The sequence below is a fragment of the Pseudoalteromonas sp. S3776 genome, assembly GCF_005886915.1.
In the GTDB taxonomy this organism is placed as follows: Bacteria; Pseudomonadota; Gammaproteobacteria; order Enterobacterales; family Alteromonadaceae; genus Pseudoalteromonas.
In genome coordinates this window covers 128253-142072 of the sequence record NZ_PNCU01000002.1, presented here as the reverse complement: position 1 = coordinate 142072, position 13820 = coordinate 128253, and the positions used below count along the sequence as shown (strand labels likewise).

Annotated in this window: 15 protein-coding genes; 8 read left to right on the top strand and 7 right to left on the bottom strand. The window is 40.4% G+C overall.

Annotated elements, in window-relative coordinates; all coding sequences use genetic code 11:
* Window positions 1–37 precede the first annotated feature (37 nt).
* Window positions 38–970, bottom strand: a complete 933-nt coding sequence (rlmF, locus tag CWC16_RS01845) for a 23S rRNA (adenine(1618)-N(6))-methyltransferase RlmF (protein WP_138540272.1) — start codon at window positions 968–970, stop codon at window positions 38–40.
* Between the two features lie 128 nt (window positions 971–1098).
* Here rlmF and CWC16_RS01840 point away from each other — a divergent pair, with 128 nt between their 5' ends.
* The gene (locus CWC16_RS01840; RefSeq protein WP_138540271.1) at window positions 1099–2001 is read left to right on the top strand and encodes an alpha/beta fold hydrolase; all 903 of its coding nucleotides are present in this window, start codon (window positions 1099–1101) and stop codon (window positions 1999–2001) included.
* A gap of 4 nt (window positions 2002–2005) precedes the next feature.
* Here the strand turns inward: CWC16_RS01840 and CWC16_RS01835 are convergent, their stop codons facing one another.
* The 3 genes from CWC16_RS01835 to CWC16_RS01825 all read right to left on the bottom strand — a co-directional run bounded on the left by CWC16_RS01835 (window position 2006) and on the right by CWC16_RS01825 (window position 6597).
* Complete coding sequence (locus CWC16_RS01835) at window positions 2006–3439, bottom strand: tetratricopeptide repeat-containing sulfotransferase family protein (RefSeq protein WP_138540270.1); 1434 nt, start codon at window positions 3437–3439, stop codon at window positions 2006–2008.
* An 86-nt stretch (window positions 3440–3525) separates the two neighbouring features.
* Window positions 3526–6105: a TonB-dependent receptor plug domain-containing protein gene (locus CWC16_RS01830; protein WP_138540269.1), complete on the bottom strand. Its 2580-nt coding sequence runs from the start codon at window positions 6103–6105 to the stop codon at window positions 3526–3528.
* 342 nt (window positions 6106–6447) lie between these two features.
* Window positions 6448–6597, bottom strand: coding sequence for an oxidoreductase-like domain-containing protein (locus CWC16_RS01825; protein ID WP_138540268.1), 150 nt, complete (start codon window positions 6595–6597; stop codon window positions 6448–6450).
* 104 nt (window positions 6598–6701) lie between these two features.
* Between CWC16_RS01825 and CWC16_RS01820 the strand changes: the two genes are divergently transcribed.
* Together CWC16_RS01820 and CWC16_RS01815 are read left to right on the top strand one after the other, a co-directional pair.
* Complete coding sequence (locus CWC16_RS01820) at window positions 6702–7124, top strand: hypothetical protein (protein ID WP_138540267.1); 423 nt, start codon at window positions 6702–6704, stop codon at window positions 7122–7124.
* 81 nt (window positions 7125–7205) lie between these two features.
* The gene (locus CWC16_RS01815) at window positions 7206–8567 is read left to right on the top strand and encodes a leucyl aminopeptidase family protein (protein WP_138540266.1); all 1362 of its coding nucleotides are present in this window, start codon (window positions 7206–7208) and stop codon (window positions 8565–8567) included.
* Window positions 8568–8584: 17 nt separating this feature from the next.
* Here CWC16_RS01815 and gloA2 read toward each other — a convergent pair whose 3' ends face one another.
* A complete protein-coding gene (gene gloA2, locus CWC16_RS01810; protein ID WP_138540265.1) occupies window positions 8585–8971 on the bottom strand; it encodes an SMU1112c/YaeR family gloxylase I-like metalloprotein in 387 nt (128 codons plus the stop codon).
* 80 nt (window positions 8972–9051) lie between these two features.
* Window positions 9052–10131 (bottom strand): ketoacyl-ACP synthase III, encoded by a 1080-nt coding sequence (locus CWC16_RS01805; RefSeq protein ID WP_138540264.1) that lies wholly within the window; start codon window positions 10129–10131, stop codon window positions 9052–9054.
* A 218-nt stretch (window positions 10132–10349) separates the two neighbouring features.
* Here CWC16_RS01805 and CWC16_RS01800 point away from each other — a divergent pair, with 218 nt between their 5' ends.
* The 5 genes from CWC16_RS01800 to CWC16_RS01780 all read left to right on the top strand — a co-directional run bounded on the left by CWC16_RS01800 (window position 10350) and on the right by CWC16_RS01780 (window position 13374).
* On the top strand, window positions 10350–10751 hold the full coding sequence (locus tag CWC16_RS01800) for a nuclear transport factor 2 family protein (RefSeq protein ID WP_138540263.1): 402 nt from the start codon (window positions 10350–10352) through the stop codon (window positions 10749–10751).
* Between the two features lie 48 nt (window positions 10752–10799).
* Window positions 10800–12041, top strand: coding sequence for an ATP-binding protein (locus CWC16_RS01795; RefSeq protein WP_171037616.1), 1242 nt, complete (start codon window positions 10800–10802; stop codon window positions 12039–12041).
* Entirely contained in the window at window positions 12038–12565 is a 528-nt protein-coding gene (locus tag CWC16_RS01790) for a response regulator transcription factor (RefSeq protein ID WP_138540261.1), read from the top strand. Before CWC16_RS01795 ends, CWC16_RS01790 begins: the two co-directional genes overlap by 4 nt.
* Window positions 12566–12582: 17 nt before the next feature.
* Entirely contained in the window at window positions 12583–13005 is a 423-nt protein-coding gene (locus CWC16_RS01785; protein WP_138540260.1) for a thiol-disulfide oxidoreductase DCC family protein, read from the top strand.
* Between the two features lie 90 nt (window positions 13006–13095).
* A complete protein-coding gene (locus tag CWC16_RS01780; RefSeq protein ID WP_004588770.1) occupies window positions 13096–13374 on the top strand; it encodes a peptidylprolyl isomerase in 279 nt (92 codons plus the stop codon).
* A gap of 67 nt (window positions 13375–13441) precedes the next feature.
* Here the strand turns inward: CWC16_RS01780 and CWC16_RS01775 are convergent, their stop codons facing one another.
* The gene (locus tag CWC16_RS01775; RefSeq protein WP_055013827.1) at window positions 13442–13786 is read right to left on the bottom strand and encodes an energy transducer TonB; all 345 of its coding nucleotides are present in this window, start codon (window positions 13784–13786) and stop codon (window positions 13442–13444) included.
* Window positions 13787–13820 lie beyond the last annotated feature (34 nt).

Sequence of the window (13820 nt, the reverse complement as noted above, 5' to 3'; positions counted from 1 at the left end):
GTTATTATTCCTTTATTAGCCTTATTATTTTATGGGTTTACATAAACTCTTCAAAAATGTGTTCTCGGGTAGCTTTATCAAAATAACTCCACGCAATAAAGCGACTTACTTTTTGCCCCTGCGCCATATCTATAATTTTATATTCAGCAATAGGGAGTGTACTGAGTTTTCTTTCTAACGTAGCAAGCGTTTCTTTTTTTGAAACCAGTGACGTAAACCATATTACTTGCTCCGCAAATAGCTCGCTTTCAGTAATCATATTACTGATAAACTTCTCTTCACCCCCTTCGCACCACAACTCGTTATTTTGGCCACCAAAGTTAAGCGCGTTTTGGGGCGTTTTACCTAAATTTTTCCATTTGCGCTCAGTACCTTTGCTAGCCTCATCAGCACTTGCGTGAAACGGGGGATTACACAGGGTTAAATGAAATAAGTCTTTTTGGTTAATAATGCCTTTAAAAATAGAAGAAGCATTTTTTTGATGTTTTAAAGTGATTTTTAAACCGTTAAACTGCGCTATTTGCTTTGCAATTTTTATTGAACTTGCATCTATATCACTCCCTGTAAAGTGCCAGTTATACTCGTGGCTACCTGTAAGAGGGTAAACTAAGTTAGCCCCTGTCCCAATATCAAGCGCTTTAATTTTACGTCCTGTCGGTATGTTTTGTTGGTTATCTGTGCTTAATAAATCGGCTAAGTGATGTATGTAATCTACTCGCCCTGGAATAGGGGGGCATAAGTTTTGATCGGGTATATCCCAAAATTCTATATTATAGTGCGCTTTTAATAGAGCTTGGTTAAGCGTTTTAACGGCTTTGTTATTGCTAAAATCGATGCTTTTACTGCCCGCAGGAGTTGTTATTATAAAAGGTGCTAACGCATTATGTTTTTCACATAACATGTCCAAATCGTAGCCATGTAAGTGTTGATTGCGAGGATGTAACTTGTTGCTGTTTGATTTTGATTTCATAGCTTAAATTTAGCAATTCAATAATAATGTAATTGTATCAAATGCCCCGCTAAAAAGTGCAACCATTTACTTTAGAATTAACCATGCTACTGGTAGGATGAGTAAATAAAAATAACAAAGGAAAATTTGTGGCAATCACTCAGCAATCACATTTTGTTCAATTAAACAATCAACAAACTTTGCATCTACGCCGTATAGCAAACGACAAGCAAGCAGGCCCCGTCGTGTTTTTAATGCATGGAGCAGTAGAAAACGGCAAAATTTTTTATACTCACAGTAATAAAGGTTTAGCGCCTTTTTTGGCGGAGCAAGGATATTGTTGTTATGTAGCAGACCTGCGTGGGCGTGGTGAAAGTAAGCCGCTGATTTCACGTCATGCTAAATATGGTCAAACGGAGGCGATAGTTGAAGATATTCCCGCCTTTATTAATTATATAGAGGAAGAGGAGGGCAAAAAGCCTGACTATTGGGTCGCTCACTCTTGGGGAGGCGTTTTAATGAATAGCGTTTTTGCTCGTTTTCCTGAGTATGTAACAGACGTGAAGGCTTGTGCCTATTTTGGCTCAAAACGTTCATTATTTAACAACCACCCTAAAAAGTTACTGCAAGCGAATGTGATTTGGTACTTTATGGCGCCATTACTCGCTAAAAAGCATGGTTACTTAAACGCGAAAGGCTATAAGTGGGGCAGCGATAACGAATCGCAAAAGTCGCATTATCAAAGTATGCAATGGGCTAAAAAAAGGCCTTGGGTTGATAGCGATGATGGTTTTGATTACGCAAGCGCGTTAGCTAAGCTGCATGTCCCCCCTACACTTCATATTGGCGCAGTAAACGACAAAGCTCTGGCGCAGCCTATTGATATCAAAAAGTTTATGGCAGAGTCAGGGCCTGGAAAACAAACCCTCAAAATTTATGGCAAGCGCTATGGCCACAGTGTGGATTACGATCATATTAATATGCTTACGCACCCACAGGCACGAGATGAACAGTTTAAAGATATTTTGGACTGGTTTAATGAGCACAGTTAAGCCATTAGGCTTGCTCAAGTTGCTTTAAAAGCGGTGTTTTATAGCGTTCCCAATGCGCAAGTGCGTGTGTATTAATTGGCTGCCTAATGGCGTGTTTGCTTAATGTGCTAACAGCAGCTTTACGCTTATAAAATGCTAAGCATTGCGATTCATACTCACACCCTAAAAATGAAAACAAAGCACTTAGCTGTGCCTTTGGCTCAACAACTATTTGCTCATAATGCATATCGTATAGCGGCAAAGAGGGCAGACTGCGCCAGTGATTCATTAGTTTTGTATACAACGCATGATAAAGTTTAAATTCTTTTAAATCGCAAAAGTACGGTTCATTTTCAGCGAAATAGTTACTAAACACAGAAAAAGCGGTGGCGTTGAACTCTCTACTTAAGTTAATAAATTTAGCGTGAGGAAACAGTAAATAAATTAAGCCTATAGATTGGTAGTTACTTGGTAGTTTATTAATAATAAAAGGGCGTATAGGCTGAGCTTTTTTTAGCTCTTCAATATAAATATTGCGCGCTTTTGTAATTAAATCAGTATTTAATATATCTAAGCATTGGGGATAAGGCGTTTGTGTTTGTTGCTCTATAAAAGCCACTACTTGGATACTTATACTGGTGTTTTCACCTAACGTGGCAAATTGTGAGTGGTTAGCCAACATCTGCTCAAGTAAGGTAGAGCCACTTCGGGGCATGCCTATGATAAATACGGGCGTAATAGTACCGGTAAAAGTCTGATCGGCAGATGCAACTAAAGTCTGTGTATTGTGCATGATTATTTGTTCATAAAAAGGCACTAAATCACTGGTTTTAAAGGAAGCGAGCTTTTTTTGAAGTTTGTTGGCAAGCACATAATAGTTAAACGCTTGCTCTGTGTCCTCTAGTTTGTCGTAGCTTTTGCCTAATGCGTAATAACACACCATTTTTAAGCGCAGGTTGTTAGTTTGTGTCAAAAAGTGGTGTAGGTTACTCACATAGTTGTGTTCTTTATTAAAACGGCCCAATTGAACTAATTCAAATAATATATAAGCCGTTACAGGATAAATCCCCATACTTAGTGCATGCGCAAATGTAGTGTGCGCCTTGTCTAATTCACCGTAGTTTAAATAATGCTGGGCTAAGTAGTAGTGAGGCTCCGGGTTATGGCTTGCAAGGCTTTTAGCATATTCGAGTACTTTAAGCGCATCAATAGGGGATTGAACACCATTAAAAGCATCGGCAAGGGCGTGTAAAGGTTCTAGCATATGAGGTAAACGTTCGCATGCTTTTTGTAATAAGTATACCGCTGCATCAAAGCGCTCTAGCCTAAGCGCTATTCTACCCAATCCAAAAAATGCCTCGCCGCTTTGTGGGTCACTATTTAAAATTGCTTTAAAATGAAACTCAGCTTCTTTGAGTTTATTTTGCTGTAATAATTGATTGGCTTTTTTAATTAGCATGATGAGACATTATTGTTTTTTAATTAATATAAAATAAAAAAGGCGAAATGTCTTACCATTTCGCCTTGGTTTATCATGAAAAAATATTAGAACGTATAGGTTGCTTTCGCGTAGTAAAAGCCACCGTTAATACCGTATGGAGACGTTTCGTAGTATTGCCCGCCCCAGTTATTGTTAGGAATACCGGTACGGTCTTCAAAATCAAGTTTTTCAGCGTCTTGGTCAAAGATGTTTTGTGCACCTACCGAGAAACTAATAGATTCGTTTAAGAAGTACGTTATTTCAGCGTCAATGGTCACCGCTGCGTCAGCTGTTTTTGCTGTTGCATCGTAATCTACGTGAACACCTTGGTATTCGCCGTAGTAATTAGCACGGGTAAACATTGAAAAAGATTCCCACTGCTGTGCCCAAGTAAGCGTTGCACGGTGGTTAGGTAAATCTTCTTCTAAGCGCTTAACTTTAAACTCACCGGTAATGTCGCTGAACTTAGTTACTTCAGTTTCATTCCAGTTGTAAGCAAGGCTAAATGTAGAGCTTCCGCCTAGCATGTCAGCTGTGTAGTTAGCTACTAAGTCAATACCTTGCGTTGTAGTATCAAAGTCATTAGTAAAAAAGCTTACTTGCGCATAGCTTTGTGCATTAGGTACACCTGCTGCTTCTAACGTGTCTTTATCAGCTTGGCTTAATACGATTTTTTCTGATTGGCTGATGCGATCTTCTACGTCAATGTTGTAGTAATCAAGCGTTAAGAATAAATCACCAATTGTGTATACTGCACCTAATGTGTAGCTTTGCGATTCTTCAGGTGTTAGCTCTGTACCACCGAGTTGCACAGCAATTGGGTTTGTAGGTGGTAATAATGCAGAATCTTGTAACACACCGTCACTTAGGTTGGTTTGTACGTTACTTACGTTTGCTTGGCCAACAGTAGGCGCACGGAAACCTGTACTTACAGAACCACGAATATTTAAGTCTTCTGTAAGGTGGTACTGTGCCATCACTTTATAGTTGGTAGTTGAACCAAAGCTGTCGTAATCTTCAAAACGTACTGCAAGGCCCATTAAGAACTCTTCAGTAAAAGGTGCTTCTACATCAACATAGGCTGCGTAGTTACGGCGGGTGTATTCGCCGGCATCCGACGGTTTAAAACCAGGGAAGCCGTTAGAGCCAATACCAAAACCTTGATCAGTTAAAGGACCTGCTGTAAATGACGCTTCGTCACCAGAAATAACAGTAAATGTTTCTTCGTGCCATTCTAAACCACCGGCAATATTTACATCGTACGCTAGGTCAAAATCAAAGCCTTTTGAAAGGTCAAAGTTAAAGTTTTTCTCTAGTTGCTCGTATTTACCTGGGCTAAAATCACGCGGGGTGTCTGCCCCTAATGAGGCATTAACTGTGTCGTAAATAAAGTAGCGTGATTCATTTAAGCCCACCGTACCACTTAAATCATAAAAAGCACCTTTAAAGAAACCACCTGTAAACATACCCTTTGTACCAATGGTCAAAGAGGTATCTGTGATGTTACCACCAAAGTTAGGTGTAAAACCGCCAGGGATCACTTCGTTAAATGCAAAACAATCAGGGTTGTTAGCCACACCGCTAATGTAGTCTGGGTTATCTAAAACGTTATCGTCAATCGCAATGGTAGGACAGTTAGCGCTCATATCTTCTGTTAAATCAGCAACTAAAAGCGTTTCACCGCCGTCATTTGAGTAAACACCTGGGCGAGTATGTGGGTTACGGTAGTAAAAGCCACCACGTACATCACGCTCAGAGTAGTTACCAAACATATAAAATTCAGAGTCGTTTGTTAGCTCTAATCCGACATTACCAAAAATTGAAATGTCGTCATCAACTTCAGGTGCACCCCATACTTGGGCAAGCGAAGAAACGTCAGGCACACCTGCAGCAGCGAGTCCTGCGGCATCTGGGCGTTGCACAGAGCGGCTTGTTGCATCTGCTGTTTTATATTGAAAGCTTAAGTTAGCAAAGCCGTTATCGGTAAATGGTAAGCCCACATTACCTGAAATCTGTGTTGTGTCACCATCGCCTTCATAGTATTGGCCATGGCGTACTTCGAACTTACCCCCTTCAGAGGCATCTTTTAGTTGGAAGTTCATTACACCTGCGATTGCATCAGAGCCATATTGTGCTGCTGCGCCATCGCGTAGTACTTCTACTTGCTTAAGAGCAATACTTGGGATTACTGAAATATCAGCACCTTGTGCACCATCGTTAATACCACCACCTAAAAATGCAATAACTGAAGCACGGTGACGGCGTTTACCATTTAAAAGAATTAACGTGCTATCTGATGGCAGACCACGTAAGTTAGCTGGGCGTACTAGTGATGCTGCATCACTAATAGGGTTTTGGTGAACATTAAAAGAGGGAACAGAGCCTTTTAGTAGTTCAAGCATGTCAGTGTTACCTGACTTTTCAAGCTCTTCACCGCCAATAATATCAATAGGAACTGGTGAATCACCAATAGAGCGTGGCGCTGAGCGCGTACCTACTACGGCAATTTTTTCAACATTTTTGTTTACTTTGGTTTCACTTTCTTCTGCTGCAATAACAGACCCTGATATAAACAAACCAGCTGTGGTCGTTGTAGCTAAAGCAAATCTAATTGCTTGATTTAGCGTGTTGCTTTTAAGTTTCATTCTAATTTTCCCCAGTTAGAATATATTCTGTACGTAATGCAGTAATTAACACTACTTATTTATTATTTGGACGTGTTCACATGGGGATAAAAAGTCAACCTACTCGACTTTTTAGAGCTAAAAGCTCACCCCATGTGAAGTCCTATGTACAGCCTATACATAAAAAACTTTGAGGGCAATTAATAATTAACGCTTTAATAACAAAAAGTTCAAAATAAAATATATTTGCAATAATGGTGCAGTATGTAACTAATTTGAACTAATAAAGTGCGGTTTTAGTGTTTTTTAGAAGATTTAATGCGTGAAGTAGGTAGGTGAATGTTATCAACTTGTTTATTTAAGTTAGTTTGAAGGTGGGTTTTGCGCTTGCCAGTCACGATACTTTTGCCTGTATTCGTCCCACACGCAAGGGCAGCAGCTGCCTCCACCGCAACATTCATCAGGCTTAGGTTTTTGGGGTTTAGGGGTGGCTACTTTTGGTTTGTTTTGCATAGAAATGAGTTTATAAGCACTGATATGGTGCAAAAGCATAAAGTATAGGGCGTATTAAGTAAATTATTCTTGTGTAAAACCCTTTATGTGTGAAAATACACGCTATGCGATTATATAAAGTTATTCACCGTGCGCCTTGGCGGGTAGTTAAAATTAGTAAAAAGCGCCAACAGCTTCGCTTTCGTCGTGCCATGGTGGCGCTTAAAATTGCGCTCGAGCAAGAAAAGCAAGAAACCATAGAAATGCTCACTATTTATAAGCGTTACACGCAAGGGCATACCAGCAAAGAAGAGTTAAAACGTGCTAACGAGCAGTTTGTTGATATTTTAAAGGGGCTTGGTCTTGGTGTATTTGCCGTACTGCCGTTTGCTCCTATTACTATTCCTTTGGTGGTTAAGCTAGGCCAGTTAGTAGGCGTTGATGTGTTGCCAAGCTCGTTTAACATTAATAAACCCGTCAAAGATCTCGACGCCGAAATTATTAAAGAGGATTTAAAACAACATACTAAAGCACCTAATAAAGAATAAACTAGGTTAAATTAGCTATACCTTTTGGTCACTCTTATTGATATGCTTTGAGGTACCATTTTTTATTTTATGAGCTTTTCAATGAGTGCATTACTTCGTCATACTTCTTCTGGTATTCCTTTATCTTTTATTCTCAAAAACGAGTTCACTGACTGGCAATCTCAACAACCGACTTTTATACAAACATGGTTAACTAATAGTGGCTTTGAAAAGCAAGGTTTAGCGCTTGTGCCGGATGCACAAACCGGTGAGTTAAGCCACGTATATTGTTTATTACAAAGCAAAGATGATTTTTGGGCCGCAGGCGAGCTTGCCAATAAATTACCGCTGGGCACGTATCAAATTCAGGGCGATGATACCTTTGTAGAACAAGTAGCACTAGGTTTTGTGTTAGGCGGCTATGAATTTAGCGAATATAAAGAAAAACCAACTGCCAAGGCTCAACTGGCCATTGCCGATGAAGCATTGTATCAACGTATCAAGCAACAAGCCGATGCTATTTATTTGGCGCGTGATTTAGTAAATACACCGGCGGTCGATATGATGCCGCAGCACTTATCGCAAGTAATGGAAGATTTAGCCAACAATTATAATGGTGAATTTACTCAGTGGATTGGCGATGAGCTACTTGAGCAAAATTACCCAACTATACATATGGTAGGGCGCGCCAGCGAAAACAAACCGCGTTTACTTGATTTAAAATGGGGCGACAAAAACGCACCGCTTATTACCTTAGTCGGTAAAGGGGTATGTTTTGACTCTGGTGGGCTTGATTTAAAACCAAGCACAGGCATGCGTAACATGAAAAAAGACATGGGCGGTGCAGCGCATGTTATTGCATTAGCTCAGTTAATTATGACAGCTAATTTACCAATTAGATTACGCGTTTTAGTGCCTGCGGTTGAAAACGCGGTATCACGAAATGCATTTCGCCCAGGTGATGTAATTAAAACGCGTAAAGGCATTATGGTTGAAATCGACAATACTGATGCAGAAGGGCGTTTAGTATTGTGTGATGCACTTAGCGAGGCACAAAACGATAACCCTGAACTAATTATTGACTTTGCGACCTTAACAGGTGCTTGTCGTGTCGCTTTAGGGACTGAGTTACCGGGCTTTTTCTCAACAGAGCGCGATGTAGCAAATGGGATTATTGATGCAGGTATGGATGTAAACGATCCTGTATGGCAATTGCCTTTATTTGATCAGTACAAAAGCTTTTTAAAGAGCGATGTAGCCGATATGGCTAACTGTGCCAGCACACCGTTTGGTGGGGCCATCACCGCAGCGCTTTATTTAAAAGAATTTGTAGAGCCAACCACTCCATGGGTACATTTTGATGTAATGGCGTGGAATTTACGTGCATTACCTGGTCGCCCAACAGGTGGTGAAGCGTTAGGGATTCGTGCGGTATTTACTTACCTGCAAAGTCGCTTTAAATAAACCTTGTTATACGAGGGCTATACCTCGTATAACTCAAGTGGCAGGTTATCTGGATCGGCAAAAAAGGTGAATTTCTTGCCGGTTATTTCATCCACTCTTATCACTTCCACTGTTATATTTTGTGACTCTAAATACTGCTTTGCTTGGGCAACGTTTTTAACTTTAAATGCTAGATGCCTTAAGCCCTGCGCTTCTGGGTAGCTTGGTCTTGCAGGGGCTCCATCAAACGAAAAGAGCTCTATTTGGCTGCCATCAGGCATGGCTAAATCTAACTTATACGAATTACGTGCCGCTCTAAAGTGCTCGTTAATAACGTCAAGTTTAAGTATGTTGCTATAAAAGTGTTTAGAACGAGCGTAGTCACTGCAAATAATAGCAGCATGATGAATACCTAATAGTTCCAAGTTAGTTCCTTAATTTTATTGTCCTTAAAAACAAAAACGCACCAAAAAGTGCGTTTATGCATAGCTTGTTACATGTGTTTTTAGTTTGGCTCAGCTTCCTGGCATGCTTTAACGGCTGGAGCTACAAGCTCAAGGCCTGTTAGCTCACAAGGTGGCAAGGTTGCATCACTTACTTTAATAGGTGTTACACGCTCGCCCCATTTTATGTAGCTTGCGGCCCATGTTAAACCGGCCCCAAAGGCTGCCGACATAATATTTGAATGTGGCTTGATCAACCCTTGTTCTACGGCCTCACACAATGCAATAGCAATTGTAGCGGCTGAGGTATTACCGTAATCAGCAATGTTAACCATGACTTTTTCATCCGGCACTTTCAAACGCTGCTGAATCGCTTGGATTATACGTAAGTTAGCTTGGTGCGGGACAAGTACGTTTATGTCATCAAGGCTTAAATTAGCTTGCGTTAATACATCATCACACGCTTCACTCATGCCTTTAACGGCACGTTTGAAAATTTCACGGCCTTCAAAGAGTAAGTCTGATGGACCAATTGGCTCATATTTATTTAAATCACTACCAAAGTTGGTGATGTGTAAAATGTCTCTGTCTTCACTGTCACAACCGGTTTTAGTGCCAAGTAGGCCAGCAGGTGTGTCTGCGGCTTCTAGTACTACGGCGCCAGCGCCATCCCCAAATAATACAGCACTGTCACGGCGTGCCCAGTTTACATACCAAGTCATACGCTCAGCAGCAATAACCACGGCCTTTTTTATCATTCCCGCTTGAATTTGTGCGGTAGCAGCCTGAAGGGCATATAAAAAACCAGAACACGCAGCATTGGTATCCATCGCTGCAGCGCCTGTAGCACCAATATTTTTTTGTACCAAAGAGGCCGTATTTGCGACTACGGTAGAGGGGGTACACGTTGCTAGAATAACTAAATCGATATCTTTTGCGTCAACGCCTGCACAATCAATAGCATGCTTAGCTGCAACGGTTGCAAGTTCTGCGGTGCTTACATGGCTAACCCTACGAGATTTAATTCCGGTACGTGTGGTGATCCACTCATCGTTGGTATCAACTATTTCGCTAATTTCATCGTTGCTAATGCTTGCTGGGGGAATGCATTTACCCCAACCTGTGATATGTGCGTAGGCCATAATGTGTTCTCTTAAATGGTGGTCTGACGTGTATTGCTAAAGGATGAGTTATATCAAAAATTGCCCTTTAAGAGAAGTTATTACCCTGTTTTGTCTTTTAAAGTTTAAATTTAATGTAATTTTAAATGCCCGTTGCTGCATTTATAAATATAACCGTTCGAATTTAAAGCAAATAAAGGTATTATTATCTTAGGTCTGTACTGATAAAAGGGAAGTGTATGGGTAATAAAATTAAAGCATTACTATTTAATCACTTAATTGAGTCTGAACGGCAATTATTAGACCCAGAAGTACGCCAATCAAGCGATGCATTAAATGCCTTGCTTGATGATGAATTTATTGAGATTTCAGCTAATGGCACCGTATTTGATAAGCAGCACGTACTGACTCGTTTACCTACTGAGGTTGTTCCACAGTTTTATAACCAGTACTTCAAGGGGCGAATGCTAAGCGAAGACATCGCGCAAATTAGTTACCAAGCAGCTTACAGGCGCTCAGCCCGAAGCGAGTTCAACTACTCCTTACGTATGTCGCTTTGGCGCAAAAGTAATGAACAATGGAAAATGGTGTTTCATCAAGGAACACCGTGCGCGCTTTTTACTATATCAATGGATGATTGAGTGCTTTTATTAACGTATTAAATTTTATAGGTAAACCGTACCTTGTTTATGCAAACCGACCCGACCATTAGCCGCCTTTTAATGCTGCGAAGTGGTGCCATTGCCGTGCAGCTAATTGCTGTACTAAGCGTGTATTTTTTATTAGAGCATCAAATAGCGTTATTGCCTTTATTAGTGGTAATAGCGTTAGAGGCTATATTTCAATTAGTGAGCGTATTTGCTTATCGCAATGTAAGTCGAGCGCGCCCCGTTGGTATGTTGATGCAGCTCACTGCAGATGTTCTGTTTTTAACTATTTTGCTTTCATTAAGTGGTGGCGCAACCAATGCATTTGTATCGCTATTATTGTTACCTATTATGATTGCAGCGGTAACACTTCGTGAAAAAGGACTCGCTTATATCGCTGTGCTAGCCATTGCCGCTTATAGCTTTTTACTGATTAGGATGCCCGATCACAGTATGCATCAAATGAACATGAGCGGGCACTTTATAGGCATGTGGGTAAATTTTGTTTTAAGCGCAAGCGTAATCGCTTTGGTTATTGGTGCTATGAGTAGAGCATTAAAAGAGCGCGAACGCACAATAGCTAAAGCTCGCGAGCAACAACTGCGTAACGAGCAACTGGTGACCCTAGATGGCGCAGCGGCGCAAATTACTCATCAACTAGCCAGTCCTATTGCTAACTTACAGTTACTATTTGAAGAGCTTTTAGAAGATCAACCGAATAACCCTGTTGTTGTGCAAATGCAAACGCCGCTTAAGCAGTGTGCGTCGCAGTTAAACGACTTTAGAAAACTCTCTGCTCAGCTTCGTAATAAAAATACCATCGAGCACATTACAGTAAAGCAGCTGCAAACACAGATCACCGATACGTTATTACTGCAATACCCTGATCAGCATATTAACTGGTTAAGTGATCCCATAGCAGCCACTTTAATAAGTGATGCAATGCTATTGCCCGCCATTCTTAATTTGCTACAAAATGCATGCATTGCTAATAAAAAAAATAACCAAACCCAGTTAGAGTTAAGCTGGCAGCAAAATAACCAACATAGTGAATGTGTATATCTGCTGATTCGTGATTTTGGCAGCGGTTTTAGCCAATCACAATTAGCAGAGCTTGGCGGGCAACTTATGCCTAGTAGCCAAGGTATGGGGCTTGCGGTTTTGCTTTCTAATGTAACGTTTGAGCGCCTAAACGGATCGTTAACTTTGTATAATCATGCTGGTGGTGGGGCGGTTGCTAAAGTAAAATTAGCCATAGTAAATAATGAGCAGTCACATACATGAAATTACTTATAATTGAAGACGATATAAACCTAGCCAGAACACTCGCTAGGCGTTTAACAAAACAAGGCTTTAGATGTGAAGTTGCGCATAATCAAAGTGATGCATTACTTAGTGCACGTAAACACTTGCCAGATTTTATTTTGCTCGATATGAAATTAGGTGACGATAACGGCCTTGCCCTAATTAAGCCGCTTCGCAGCTTATTACCGCAGGCGCATATTGTATTACTAACAGGGTTCGCCAGCATAGCCACCGCAGTTGAGGCCATGCGTTTAGGCGCTAACGATTACCTTACTAAACCCGTTGATATGGCCACATTATTAAAGGCGCTGAACAATGATTTAAATACGCAAAATGTGAGCAGTATTGTAACACCAGTTATGTCGCCAGAGCGTTTAGAGTGGGAGCACATTCAACAAGTGCTGCACAGTAATAATGGTAATGTATCGGCCACTGCGAGGCAGTTAAACATGCATAGGCGCACATTACAGCGTAAGTTACAAAAAAAGCCGGTTCAGAAGTAACCGCTTAGGGGTATAAAATGAGTGATGATGCGGCTACATTAGTGCGTAATCAAAAAATTATATTATTCGATGCGCAGTGTAAATTATGTAGTGCGTGGTGTAATTTTATTATTAGTAACGATGCCAATGTTATTTTTAAACTATGCAGCGTGCAATCTCCAAAAGGTGCACTGCTGTTAACTCACTTTGGTTTTTCAACCACACAATACGCCTCAATGGTTTACCTACAAAACGGCAAAGCGTACACGCAAAGTCATGCTTTTTTTGAAGTAGTAAAGCAGCTAGGTTACCCCTATAAATTAGCCACTGTATTTAGTGTTTTACCTAACACCTTTAATAATTGGCTGTACGATAAAATTGCTTTAAACCGCTATACCTTATTTGGCAAGTACAACTATTGCAGAATACCCAGCCCAGATGATGCAAAACATTATTTATAAACTAGTCGTTCACACATTGCAGTATAAGTAGATGCCAGGTTTATGTGGCTGTGCTAAAATCGCCGCGTTTTAAATTATCAGGGCTTTGAAATGGCAAGTACAGCGCACGCACTCCACATATTGGTTAAACACAAAGAAATAGCAGAAGACATTATTAAGCAATTAGGTAAAGGTGCAAAGTTTCAAACCTTAGCTAAAAAATACTCGTCGTGCCCATCGGGTAAAAAAGGTGGTGACTTAGGCGAATTTAGACGCGGGCAAATGGTCCCGCAGTTTGACAAAATAGCCTTTAATGGCGCTATTTTAGAGCCCCACCTAGTTAAAACTAAATTTGGCTGGCACGTTATTAAAGTACTTTATCGTACTTAATAAGCTTGCTGATAATTACTAAAAAGGCTGCACACTGCAGCCTTTGAGATATAACCTTACCCGATTATTAATTATCCAAATTAAACTCAATTGTCATTTCTAAGTTTTTGTCAGGTACAGCAACACCATTAACAACTTTAGGTGAGTATTGCCATTTAGATAGTGCGCGTTTGGCTTCGCTATTAAACACTTGCTCAGGTTTAGCGTTAATAACGTTGATATTATTAGGGCGCCCATAACTATCTACATCATAAGACATGGTAACAAAACCTTCTGTTTTATTACGTACCTCTGCAATAGGGTATTTAGGTGGAACTGTTGATTTTACCGTTGCTGCAGGCCTGTCTTGAAGTGGAGTTGAAGTACAGCCAGTAATGATTAGAGCGGCAATGATAGACAGTAAGTATTTCATTTTAAATCCATTTATTATTTAGTCCCCTTTTTTA

Bases quoted from the DNA above. Each gene is read 5' to 3' on its own strand.
- rlmF (WP_138540272.1), bottom strand. From the start codon at position 970: ATGAAATCAAAATCAAACAGCAACAAGTTACATCCTCGCAATCAACAC.
- CWC16_RS01835 (WP_138540270.1), bottom strand. From the start codon at position 3,439: ATGCTAATTAAAAAAGCCAATCAATTATTACAGCAAAATAAACTCAAA.
- CWC16_RS01830 (WP_138540269.1), bottom strand. From the start codon at position 6,105: ATGAAACTTAAAAGCAACACGCTAAATCAAGCAATTAGATTTGCTTTA.
- CWC16_RS01825 (WP_138540268.1), bottom strand. From the start codon at position 6,597: ATGCAAAACAAACCAAAAGTAGCCACCCCTAAACCCCAAAAACCTAAG.
- CWC16_RS01820 (WP_138540267.1), top strand. From the start codon at position 6,702: ATGCGATTATATAAAGTTATTCACCGTGCGCCTTGGCGGGTAGTTAAA.
- CWC16_RS01815 (WP_138540266.1), top strand. From the start codon at position 7,206: ATGAGTGCATTACTTCGTCATACTTCTTCTGGTATTCCTTTATCTTTT.
- CWC16_RS01805 (WP_138540264.1), bottom strand. From the start codon at position 10,131: ATGGCCTACGCACATATCACAGGTTGGGGTAAATGCATTCCCCCAGCA.
- CWC16_RS01800 (WP_138540263.1), top strand. From the start codon at position 10,350: ATGGGTAATAAAATTAAAGCATTACTATTTAATCACTTAATTGAGTCT.
- CWC16_RS01795 (WP_171037616.1), top strand. From the start codon at position 10,800: ATGCAAACCGACCCGACCATTAGCCGCCTTTTAATGCTGCGAAGTGGT.
- CWC16_RS01790 (WP_138540261.1), top strand. From the start codon at position 12,038: ATGAAATTACTTATAATTGAAGACGATATAAACCTAGCCAGAACACTC.
- CWC16_RS01785 (WP_138540260.1), top strand. From the start codon at position 12,583: ATGAGTGATGATGCGGCTACATTAGTGCGTAATCAAAAAATTATATTA.
- CWC16_RS01780 (WP_004588770.1), top strand. From the start codon at position 13,096: ATGGCAAGTACAGCGCACGCACTCCACATATTGGTTAAACACAAAGAA.
- CWC16_RS01775 (WP_055013827.1), bottom strand. From the start codon at position 13,786: ATGAAATACTTACTGTCTATCATTGCCGCTCTAATCATTACTGGCTGT.